Source organism: Paraburkholderia silviterrae, from assembly GCF_004353915.1.
GTDB lineage: Bacteria > Pseudomonadota > Gammaproteobacteria > Burkholderiales > Burkholderiaceae > Paraburkholderia > Paraburkholderia silviterrae.
Genome location: NZ_SMRP01000018.1, coordinates 110,829 through 122,233, shown reverse-complemented (window position 1 = coordinate 122,233; position 11,405 = coordinate 110,829). Strand labels below are relative to the sequence as shown.

The window sequence follows — 11,405 nt, the reverse complement described above, 5'->3', positions numbered from 1 at the left end:
AGAAAAGTAGGCAAAAGAAAGCGGCTCACACCGCCAGTGTGACGCAGTCCCCCACTGCCCGGTCCATCGGAGCGGCTCCGGGGCATCCGTCTCCCCGCACACTCCGCGTCAGTGACAAAGGGCTCATCCTTCCCGCCACGCGCTACGCGCGGGCGGAAGGGTCTGCAAGGAAAACCGGGCGGGCTTCCTGGCGAATGCCGGGAATGCTGCTCAGCGAATATGCTGGAGTCCTACGGAAACGCGTGCGTCCCACTGGTTTTGGTTATGCCCCACGGCGCGCGCAGCGCCGCCGGATGGATGAGCCCTTAGTCACTCCGGGTGACGACGAGTGATGACAGACGCTCCGGAGCCGCTCCGATATAAGTCGAGTGGTGGACTGCGTCACACTGGCGGTTTGAGCGGCTTTCTTTTGCCTACTTTTCTTTGCCGCTGCAAAGAAAAGTAGGTGCCGCCCCGCACAGGGGCAACACCAATATACCGACATGAAAACAAGGAAAGGCCAACGCCGCAGTAACCAAAAAATAAGCATACCAAACTACACACCAATCACAATCCAATCAAACCGATAAAAAACCGTCGCCACCGTTGGCGTCTCAACTAACCACTTGAAAACCTGAAACCTACCCATGCCAAACAAATTCAAACTTCCCATCGAGCCGTCAGGCGCACAAATCCGCGCCCATCTCGACGCAATGAAAGCAACCCAAATCAAGGAAGGCCCGCCTTCGGCCGCCCTCCGCAAGGACCGCCTCGATCGCGCGATCGACCTACTGCGCTCGCACAAGGACGCGCTCGCAGACGCCATCAACACCGACTACAGCTGCCGCGGCAAACAACAAACGCTCCTGGCCGACATTCTCGCGTCAATCGAGGGACTGAAATTCAACCGCGAGCACCTCGACGCATGGATGTCACAACCAGCAACAATAGAACCCTTCCCCGGCGTAAAAACCCGCGTCGAATATCAGCCGCTTGGCGTCGTAGGGATCATCAGCCCCTGGAATTTCCCTATCGTGCTGGCCTTCGGCCCACTCGCCGGCGCCTTCGCGGCCGGCAACCGCGCGATCCTCAAGCCATCGGAACTCACACCGAACACATCCGCACTCATGGCCGAGCTGATCGCGCAGTACTTCAACAGCGATGAACTGACCACCGTGCTCGGCGGCCCCGAAACCGGCGCAGCCTTCAGCGCACAACCCTTCGACCACCTGGTGTTCACCGGCAGCACGCAGGTAGCGCATCACGTCATGCGCGCGGCATCCGAAAACCTCGTCCCCGTCACCCTGGAACTGGGCGGCAAGTCGCCCGTGCTGGTGAGCCCGCACGCCGACCTGCAACGCGTCGCCGAACGCGTGCTCACCGTCAAGACCTTCAATGCAGGCCAAATCTGCCTCTCGCCCGACTATGTCCTGATTCCGGCGGATCGCGTGCGTGCCTTCGTGGCCCATGCCGAAGCCGCGGTGGCGCAGATGTATCCCACCATGCGCGAGAATCCCGACTATACGGCGATGATCGACGTGCGCGGCTTCGAGCGTCAGCTCGCACTCGTCGAGGATGCCAGCCAGAAGGGCGCCAGCACTGTGAGCCTCGCCCCGCACCACGAAGATCTCAACGATCCGGCCGTGCGCAAGATGGCGCCGACAATCATTACCGGCGCCACCGATACCATGCGCGTGATGCAGGAAGAGATTTTCGGGCCGGTGCTGCCTGTCGTGACCTACGAGACGCTCGACGATGCGCTTGCGTTCATCAACAGCCGTCCGCGTCCGCTCGCGCTCTACTACTTCGGCGACGATCCGGCAGAGCAGCAGCGGGTTGCGCGACGCACCACGTCCGGCGCGCTGGTGGTGAACGACGCAATGACCCACGTGTTCTTCGACTCGCTGCCGTTCGGCGGGGTTGGCGCTTCCGGCATGGGCCACTACCACGGCGAATATGGCTACCGCACGTTCAGCCATGCAAAACCCGTCGTATTCCAGAGCGCGGGCGGTGAATCGAACCTCCTGATGCGCGCGCCGTATCTCGCGCAAACGCAGGACGCCGTGAACGGGATGATCGCCGCATGACGTGTGCCCAACGTGCGCCTGGCGTATGATGGACCGAGCCGCCGTCGCGCGGCTCGCCCATCCGTCGCGCCCCGCCCCGTTTCGGGCGGCCGGCGCGACGACAAGAACAATGCCGCAGGATGCCCGGGAGACGTTCAACCGTGACGCAAGCAGTGCCCGAAGCGATGCCCGTGACGAGGCCGCCCCTTTTGCTGGCGACGAAAGTCGTTCCGCCGCGCTTGCCCGCAGGCCTGATCGAGCGGCCCCGCTTCAACGCGTACCACCAGCGGCTGGAAACGCAACGCGTCGCCATCATTAGGGCTCCTGCTGGATTCGGCAAGACCTCCCTCGCGCTGAGCTGGCTCGACGCGTTGCGCGCGCACGGCGCGCGCGTGGCCTGGCTGTCTCTCGACGCGGACGACGACGAACCCGCACACTACTTTCATCACCTTGCCCACGCGTTGCAGCGCGCATGCGGCACGGTGGGCGCTTCCGCAATCGGCTTGACCGCGGAGGCGACCTTCGTGCCCGCGAATTCGCTTGCGGCGGCGCTCATCAACGAACTGGCGGAAGTCGACGACGAGCTCTATCTGTTTATCGACGACTATCATCTGATCGGCGATGCGACCATTCACGAGGCCATGTCGCGCTTCGTCCTCAATGTGCCATCCAATGTCCATGTCGTGATTTGCACGCGGGTCGACCCGCCGCTGCCGCTTGCCAAGCTGCGTGCCGGCAATGAGCTCTGCGAAATCGACGCGTCGGCATTGCGGTTCAATTTCGACGAGACGCGCCGCTTTGTCGAGCGCGCATGTCCCGGCAAGCTGCGCTCGGGCGAGCTCAAATCGCTGCACGCAACGACCGAAGGCTGGGCCGCCGCGTTGCGCCTCTCGGCGTCGGCATTGGCCCGCGAGGAACACCCGCACGGCTGGATGACGGGCGCGCCAGGCAGTGTGCCAACGGGCGCGTCGAAGCCGGTGTCCGACTATCTCGAGGACATCCTCGCGCACCTGCCGCCCGCGATGCACGCGTTCATGCTGCGCACCGCCATCCTCGAGCGCCTGTCCGCGCCATTGTGCGAAGCGCTCACGGGCGTCACGCGCAGCCAGGACATGCTCGAGAGCATCGTGGCCCGTCAACTGCTGCTCGAGCCGCTGGACCAGGAAGGACGCTGGTTCCGCTATCACCGCCTGATGGCCGAATACCTGCAACGGCGCCTGCAAGACCGGCATCGCGACGAACTCGCGCACTTGCACGACCGCGCCTGGCATTGGTACGCGCGCGAGGAGCAATGGACCGATGCGGTCAGGCACGCCATCGCTGCCGGCGCGACCGGCGAGGCGATTCGCCTGATGGAGCGCTGTGCTCAGTCGCTGCTCAAGCGCGGCGATCTGCTGACGCTGGTCGGCTGGCAACGCCAGTTCCCGTCCGATCTGATGCGCGCGCAAGTAAGCGTCACGCTCGCGACGGCGTGGGGCACGGCGCTCTCGATGCGCTTCGACGAAGCCGCCCAGATGCTCGACTCGATCGAGCGCGATGCACAAGCGCGCGAAATCGACGCCAACCGGGACGCAAACCCGAGCGCCAACGCGGACGCAAACCCGGACGCAAACCCGGACGCCAGCCCGGATGCCGAGGCGATCCGCTGGAGCTGTCTCGCGATACGATCGGCGCTCGCGGCCCTGCAGGACAATCCGGGGCTCGCGCTCGAGCTCGCGCGGCGTTTCCTGAACGGACCGTCGACCGACGTCTGGACCCGCAATGCGGTTTCCAATGTCGCGCGCTTTTGCCACTGGAAGAGCGGGGATCTCGAAGCGCTCTACGCGACACCGTGGATTCCCGACTCGCTCGAAGAAGACCAGCGCAGTGTTTTTTCATCGGTCTATCGGCTGTGCCTGCTCGGGCATGCGGAATTGCAGCAACTGCATGTTCCGATCGCGGCACGCCGCTTCGACGAAGCGATGCAGCTCGCCGAACGCCACGCCGGTCCGCACTCGGTCTCGGCCGCACTATGCGCGCCCATGATCGCGCAGATTCACTACGAGCACGGCCGCCTGGACGAGGCCGAAGCGCTGCTCGTCGAGCTCATGCCGGTCATCGAGCGCGCCGTGCTGCTCGACAGCGTGCTGATTGCCTACCGCATCCTCGTGCGCATCGCCCAGGTGCGCCAGAACTATGCCGGTGCTCACCTGTTGCTGGATCAGGCGCAAGCGCTCGGTCAGGCGCGCGGCTGGAGCCGCCTGCTCGCGGCCGCACTTGTCGAGCGCACCCGCCTCTATCTCGCCGAAAACCGCATCACCGAAGCCACGGTGTGCGTGGCGGAACTTGGCCAGCTCGCGCGCCCCGCCAAATCTTCCGCTTCCCCCGTCTCGCCCGAGATCGAGAACTTTCGCGATCTCGCGGTTGCCCTCCTCGCGCTGAAGCGCCAGCAGCTATCCGAGGCGGCGGACGCATCGCACGCGGCGCTCGCGCGCTGCGAACGCCTGCACGGCACCTGGCTGGCGGCGCGGCTTCGCACGGTGCTCGCCATGACGTGGCTCGCCGCAGGCAAGCAAGAGCGCGCACTCGGGGCATTCGAGCAAGTGGCGCAGCTTTGCGCGCCCGCCGGCCTTTATCAATCCATTCTCGATCATGGCGTGGAAATCGGGCCGCTATTGAAGCTCGCACGCGAACGCTTTCGCGACACGCCGCGCACAAGAGAAACTGCCGCGTGGCTCGAGCGCCTGCTCGACGGGTGGCGCGCGATCTACGAGCCGGGCAGCCAACTCCAGCGCGAAGGCGAAGGCGAACGCGAACCGCTCAGCGCGCGCGAACGCAAGATCGTCGAATTGATCGCGCAGGGGCAATCCAACAAGGAAATCGCGCGCACGCTGGGCGTCACGCCTGAAACGGTCAAATCTCACCTGAAGAACATCTTCGTCAAGCTGGCCGTGGACAAGCGCGCTCAAGCCGTCTCGCGCGCGCAGGCACTCGGTTTGATCGGCCGTCACTAGTCTATGGACCTGCCGCGCCTCGCGGGACACAGTTCAAGCTTGAGGCCGGTTACTCGACGGCTCGACGCAGCCCGTGCCATCTGCTCGGCTTTCGATGGATTTGCGTGCGAGCAGGTCTTGACGTTTGATTTCTTCCGCTTGTGACACTGCCCATCAAAGCTACTGAAACACCTCATACATCACGACACCCACGCAAAAGACCGAAATTCGGGTGACGGCTCCAATGAGCTTGCCGTGCTCAAGCTTGCCAACGATGCCAGAACGTCGATGTAGGCAAAATGAATGCTCGCCTACCTATTCTAAATCTGAGTCGAGTCGAGAATCCACGCTTGCGGCCTTCATGGCCATGCGTTACCGGTCATGCTCATCGGCGCCATGCTCGGCAACTTGCTGTGTTTCAGGGCGGCGACATGGTTGCGCGCTCACCATTCATGCTGCGAGCGGTCGAGATTACGCAGCGCAGCCATCGAAGCCCCACTCGCGCATTCCAACAAATCACTTTCTAAATGCTTTCTATAAGCTGCCGATAACCAGGCGGAGCGCTCTGATTTCGGTGTGTCGTTCATGCTCGAAGGCAAGGTGATCTCGCTCGGCAAGGCTACCGTTCTTGGCGGCAGCGGCACCGCAAAGGACCTCGCAAGTGACGTCTGCGCGCGCATCGCCGGGGAGCTCGCCTTCACGCTGGGCGTGGGTGCAAAACCGACGTACCTGTCGAAGACCAACAACATCGGCGATGGCATTGCGGGCGGCATCAGCGCGGCGGGTGCGAAGCTCGACTCGGCAATGGGCGGTGCGGACGTGCGCGCGCGCATCGAGCCGGCTACGGAAGCCAGCCTCAATCTATTGCCGGCCATCGACGGCATCCAGCCGAACGAAGTCGAGCCCATCACGGAGACGCGCTACATCAACACGCTCTTGTTCTGATGACCGCCTTCGCGGTCATGCGGCGGCGCCCTCAGCGCTTGCGCCATCAAGGCGATCGCCGCCCTCTCACTGGCCGGATCGGCCGGGATTCGTCCGTCGAGCGCCAACGTCGCCAACCCGTGCACCAGCCCCCAGCAGGCAAGCGCCCCCGCCGCGGCCCGATCCGGAGCCAGTTCTGCCACCCGCCGCGCCATCAACCCATAAGCGCCCTGGCAATCCTCATGCGGCAGGTCCAACCCCGCCCCAGCCGCGAACATCAGCCGGAACAGCGCAGGATGCGCGCGAGCGAAATCAACATAGGCCAAGCCCTGCGCGGTCAGCGCTTCGCCCGGATCGTCCGCCTCATCGGCCCGTGCGGCGTCCGCCTCCAGCATGGCAAAGCCCTTGAGCGCGACGGCGCCCATCAGCGCCGCCTTGTCTTCGAAATGGCGATAGGGCGCCATCGCCGACACACCTGCAGCCCGCGCAACCGCGCGCAGGCTGACATCGCTTTCATCCTGTTCGAGCAAGGCCAGCGCGCAATCAACCAGCCGGTCACGAAGGGACAATACGGAATCGCTCATCGCTGTTTACACTGTAATCAAAAGAGCCTACGCTTACAGCGTAAACAGCAAGGAGCCGCCATGCAAGCCTCCGTCATCCGAAGATCCGTCGATCTCAGCGCTTTTCCGAATCTCGTGGTCATCATTTTGGGCTTTCGCGTCCGCCGGTTGCGAGGGATCGCCGCCTTGCTCGGCATCGGCAAAGGCCTGCGGCGGATCGAGTCAGACCCGCCACCAGGATTGCTGTCGAGCGAGCAATTCCTCTTCGCCCTCAACCATGTCGGTATCCGCCAGTATTGGCGCGACCTCGAAAGCCTGGAAGCTTTTACCCGCAGCGAGCCACATTCCCGCTGGTGGCGCGACTTCCTGCGCGACAGCGCTGGCGCGGGCTTCTGGCATGAAAGCTATAGCCGGCAGGGAATGGAAGCGGTTTATATCGACATGCCCTGCCCTGTGGGCTTCGACCGCTTCGCGCCGGAGCGCCAGCCGACCGGCTCTTTTATGAGCGCGCGACGGCGGATGGCGGCGGATTAGACCTGTTGTCCCGCCTTCGGCAAGATGGGGAGTTCATCTTCGGCCGATCGCTTCAGGCAGTGGTCGGCCAGGAACCCTCGTTCGTGTCTATCAGGTACTGACGAAAAAACACGAGCACGTCGGCGTTGAATTTTAGAAGGCGGTAAAACCGCCGTGCCGCTTCGGCATAGAATCCTCTGAGGAGGTTCCAGTTATGTCAGCCATCAAGCGCATCGATCCGGGCCATCCCGCCTGTCAGGCCGCGCCGCACAGAACAACCCGCTACCCAGCGGAGCACGTTACATTGACGGCCGGCTCCAGGAAGAGGCTGCGCCCCTGTGTGCCTCATCTCAAGGTCGGGCGCGGGAAGGTCGGCGTCGGCGGCAAGCGGAGCGATAAGTAGGCATCTGCAACCCCAATACGGTGTCGGGCTATAGAGAGGCCGCAACGGGACATCCCGCGCCTCATCGTGGCAGTTGTGCTAGCGGGGCTGGTCGGCCATGACCTGCCATTCGGCGAGCGGGGAAACTTGCCCTTTGAACAGCAGCAGCACTCCGGGACCTGACGGACGAGCTACGCGCACACTTCGGCCCTTGCGGACGGTCGGTGATTGGGGGCCGTGAGGCGGCTGCACATTCCTTAGCGGACATTCGCAAACCGGCGCCGGCGAATGGCAAGCATCTCTCCGATGCGCACCTGTGTCCGCGCAAAGCAGCTACGTATCGTGGTGACTGGAGCGTGGTGCCACTGGGAGACGCCAAGGCGAATGGCTTCTCTGGCCAGCACCGCGCTCGCATCCTGTCGGCGTTATGACATTGCAGAAGAGCGTGTGTGTATCGCCGAAAGCGTCTCGATGGCAGCGTGCGACACGTCGGCGGTGAGGAGCGCGACGAGGCAATCCTCCAGGTTCTGAATGAATAGCGTGTTATGCACCACTGGGTTCGTATCGCCGCTGGCATCTTGCATGCGTGAATGATCGGCCAACCCGTGAAACAGCAGGATAGCGGCGAGCATCAGGCGCTGCTGCGCGATGACCTCGGGCAAGTCTCCGATCGCCGCACTCAGCGCGCGCGTGAGCCGGTCCACCTGACGCAGCTGCAGCGACGACGTGCACAAGTTGTGGATGGACATCAAGTGCGTCGCGACCAGTTGCGCGTGGATGCGAATGAACGCCTTGCCGCCATCAGGGTCGGCAATCTTCTCGGCAATCGGGTATAGCAACGCGCCGACCACGTCCCGCATGGTCGGCTTCGCGCGCGCCTCCAGTTCGTCGAGGATTGCGTTGCGGCGCGCGACGATGCCGGGAGCATGCTTGTCCAGAATCGCCTGCAAGAGCCCGTCCTTGCTGCCGAAGTGGTATTGCGCTGCGCTTTTATTGCGCTGACCGGCAGCCTTGTTGATATCGCTTAGCGCAATGTTGTCGATACCGCGTTCCGCAAACAATCGTTCCGCAATCGCAACTAGTTTTGCGCGCGTGGAGACGGTTCTGAGCGTGAGGTGCTCGACGGTCGGAATTTCTCGGGCGGTCATGGTGTTGGTATGAAGTGGACGCAAAGAAGCGTCGGACGCTGGAGATCGAGCGAAACGAATCCGGTGTCCGACGCGTGTGCATCTGGCAGCGGGCGAGCTGGCTACCCGGCGAACGACGTGCCAGCCAGCATGCCTCCGTCAATGACGAACTCGGCGCCGGTGCAGTACGACGACTGGTCGGATGCGAGGAACAGCACGAGATCGGCAATTTCCTCCGGGCGGCCGATGCGCGGAATCGGCAGGCCGCGATACGTCGCGGACGGGTCCATGTCCGAGAACTCGGGTGGGCGCCCCATATGAGTATCGACGCCGCCCGGGTGCACGGAGTTGACACGAATGTTGTAGCGACCGAACTCCAGCGCGGCGACCTTGGTCATCCCGCGAATCGCGAACTTGCTTGCGACATAGGCGGAGCCGTAAGCGATTCCTTCCATACCCGCTATGGACGACGTGTTGACGATTGCCCCGCCTGCTGCCTTCATGGCCGGCAGCACGGTCTTCATACCGAGCCAGCAACCGATCTGGTTCACGTCAACGACACGCCGATAGTCTTCGAGCGAGAGCGTCTCGATCGGGCCGAGCTTGATGATGCCCGCATTGTTGACGAGAATATCGAGCTTGCCAAAGCGGCTCAATGCTGCCTGCACGACCCGCTCCCAATTGGCTGGGCACGTCACGTCGAGATGCTGGTACAGCGCCGCGTCCCCGAGTTCGTCCGCCAACTTTTGCGCTTCGGCATCGAGCACGTCTGCGATCACGACACGCGCGCCTTGCGCAACAAACAGCTTCGCTTCGGCGGCGCCCTGACCGCGCGCCCCGCCGGTAATCAGCGCGACCTTGCCTTTCAACTGATTCATTTCGTTTTCCGTTCGATGTGTAAGCGCGGATTCTGCGCGTTCAGTTTGGTAGCAAAGAAGCTTCAGCGCGCTCCGAGCACGTCCCGGGAGCCGACTTCGAGGCCGACGCGTAGCGTCCAGCGTGTCGCCCGCCAACCGTCATCGGTACGTTTCCATTTCGCTACGTACTCCCCAATTGCTTCATAGACGAGATGTTCTTTCTCGCCTCGGCCGCGATGAGCCGCCCGCACGTAGATGCGGCTTTGGGCACCGTCGCTGCCGACGTCGACGTACGGCGTGCCGAGAAGGTGCTGGGTTGGACCGCAGCCGTCGAGATGGGAGCGGATCATGCTGACCAGCTCGGCGAGTCCGTCAGTCACAAACTCGCCGTCGTTGTAGTCGGCGCGCACGTCGTGGGCGAACACGGTATCCAGCATGGGCCAGTTCCGCTCGTCGAGCGCGTGCGCGTATCGGCTATGCGCCTGCAAGATTTCATATGCAGCGGCCAAGTCATCACGATTCATGGGTTCCTCTCCTTGTCAATATGGTTCACACTGCGCTCCGATTCGGCACGGATCGCCGGCGCGCGTTGGCGGGCGAACCGTGCAGCGTCGCAGACTTTTCTTCAGAGGCCGGAGCCTCGGGCCGCGTCAGGCGCGAAGTGCGCTTCGTTGAAGTCCGGATTACGATTGAGCACGACCATGGGCCCGGCATTCGTCAACCGATCCGCCATGTAAGCACCGGAGATGAGGTCGTGATAGAAGACCGCAGTCGGGTAAAAGCGCTGCGCGTCATATGCGTAGACGCTCGTCTGGATGTTTGTGCGCCACAGCTCACCATGGCTGTCGAAGTTGTCGGAGAGCAGGCCGTACCAGGAATCCTCGTCGAGGTAGATCACCCGTTTGGCGTACAGATGCCGGAATCCGGGTTTCAGCGTAGCCTCAAGCACCCACACACGATGCAGTTCGTAGCGCATATTTTTCGGATCGGCATGGTGCCCAGTCAGCAAGTCGCCATACTTGAGCGAGGACGACAGCATCCGGTAGTTGTCGTAGGGGACATAAATCTCTCGTTTGCCGACGATTCGCCATTGATAGCGCTCCGGAGACCCATTGAAAAAATGGTCGTCGTCAACGGTACGGAATCCGCCCGGACCTTGCGGCTGGTCGTAGCCGTATTCCGGCGCCTGGCGCACACGTCGCGTGCCAGGGCTATACATCCAGGTTCGGTTGGAGTTCGACTCGGGGCTGTCGTAAAGCGAATAGCCGACCATGATGGTTCCGCGCTCGTTCAGGGGTTGCTCCGTTGTTACACGGAAGTAAGCCCGATTGACGGCGGAGGATTTCGGATCGAACGGGCTCGCGTCCTTCGGCGACCAGATGTCGTACTTGACCTTGCCCCACGCAATGTTGCCGTCAGGGTAGACGACGGCCTGATCGAATATGGCCTTCTCCGACTCGATCGCCGATGCGTACTTCAGGTTCCACAGCAATTCGAGGCCGGTTTTCGGACTCGGAAACGGTACGGTCGGTCCAGCGTTCTTGATGCCGTTGCCGCCACCGATCATTTCCACATTGGGCGCATACGTCTTGATGTCTTTGTAGGTGCCGTCGTCGTAGCGGAAATCGCGGTGGCTCGGGTAGACCGGGATCTTGAAGGAGTCCGGATATTTCTTGAGCATCGCCTTCTGACCGTCGGTCAGGTTGGCTGCGTACTGTGACGCGTTTTGCGCCGTAATGACGAGCAGAGGTTTCTCGTCGGCGTAAGGGTCCGGGTAGCGCTCGCCCGGCTGGAATTTGACCGTAGGCGGCGTACCTAACCATTTGCCGGTCCAGGCCGGGACGCCGTCGCTTGTCCCCGCTTTCTGCGCGCCAATTGGCGTGAGCGCTGAATCCAGCGCTTCAGGGGGCGTTGCGGCCCAAACCGTCATGGCCAGCAGCGTACCGGATGCAATCAACCCGGTCCGTACCAGAGCGCTCGTCCGTCGATTCATTTCAGTCTCCGTTCTTAATTTTCGCCATG

At 62.7% G+C, this 11,405-nt stretch carries 9 protein-coding genes; 4 read left to right on the top strand and 5 right to left on the bottom strand.

Annotated features, from left to right (window positions below):
• Nucleotides 1-626: 626 nt before the first annotated feature.
• The 3 genes from EYW47_RS28185 to EYW47_RS28175 all read left to right on the top strand — a co-directional run bounded on the left by EYW47_RS28185 (nt 627) and on the right by EYW47_RS28175 (nt 5,962).
• A complete protein-coding gene (locus tag EYW47_RS28185; RefSeq protein WP_133198125.1) occupies nt 627-2,066 on the top strand; it encodes a coniferyl aldehyde dehydrogenase in 1,440 nt (479 codons plus the stop codon).
• Nucleotides 2,067-2,206: 140 nt separating this feature from the next.
• Complete coding sequence (locus EYW47_RS28180) at nt 2,207-5,038, top strand: winged helix-turn-helix domain-containing protein (protein WP_240763954.1); 2,832 nt, start codon at nt 2,207-2,209, stop codon at nt 5,036-5,038.
• Nucleotides 5,039-5,602: 564 nt separating this feature from the next.
• Complete coding sequence (locus tag EYW47_RS28175) at nt 5,603-5,962, top strand: hypothetical protein (protein ID WP_133198123.1); 360 nt, start codon at nt 5,603-5,605, stop codon at nt 5,960-5,962.
• Here EYW47_RS28175 and EYW47_RS28170 read toward each other — a convergent pair.
• Complete coding sequence (locus EYW47_RS28170) at nt 5,938-6,525, bottom strand: TetR/AcrR family transcriptional regulator (RefSeq protein WP_133198122.1); 588 nt, start codon at nt 6,523-6,525, stop codon at nt 5,938-5,940. The genes EYW47_RS28175 and EYW47_RS28170 overlap by 25 nt on opposite strands.
• 60 nt (nt 6,526-6,585) lie before the next feature.
• Between EYW47_RS28170 and EYW47_RS28165 the strand changes: the two genes are divergently transcribed.
• On the top strand, nt 6,586-7,038 hold the full coding sequence (locus EYW47_RS28165; protein ID WP_133198121.1) for a monooxygenase family protein: 453 nt from the start codon (nt 6,586-6,588) through the stop codon (nt 7,036-7,038).
• A gap of 786 nt (nt 7,039-7,824) precedes the next feature.
• On the opposite strand, the gene EYW47_RS28155 is transcribed toward EYW47_RS28165, so the two are convergent.
• The 4 genes from EYW47_RS28155 to EYW47_RS28140 form a co-directional block, all read right to left on the bottom strand.
• A complete protein-coding gene (locus EYW47_RS28155) occupies nt 7,825-8,547 on the bottom strand; it encodes a TetR/AcrR family transcriptional regulator (protein ID WP_133198119.1) in 723 nt (240 codons plus the stop codon).
• A gap of 101 nt (nt 8,548-8,648) precedes the next feature.
• Nucleotides 8,649-9,404: a glucose 1-dehydrogenase gene (locus EYW47_RS28150; RefSeq protein WP_133198118.1), complete on the bottom strand. Its 756-nt coding sequence runs from the start codon at nt 9,402-9,404 to the stop codon at nt 8,649-8,651.
• 62 nt (nt 9,405-9,466) lie between these two features.
• On the bottom strand, nt 9,467-9,907 hold the full coding sequence (locus EYW47_RS28145) for a nuclear transport factor 2 family protein (protein ID WP_133198117.1): 441 nt from the start codon (nt 9,905-9,907) through the stop codon (nt 9,467-9,469).
• A 101-nt stretch (nt 9,908-10,008) separates the two neighbouring features.
• Nucleotides 10,009-11,376, bottom strand: a complete 1,368-nt coding sequence (locus EYW47_RS28140; protein ID WP_133198116.1) for a DUF1329 domain-containing protein — start codon at nt 11,374-11,376, stop codon at nt 10,009-10,011.
• Nucleotides 11,377-11,405 lie beyond the last annotated feature (29 nt).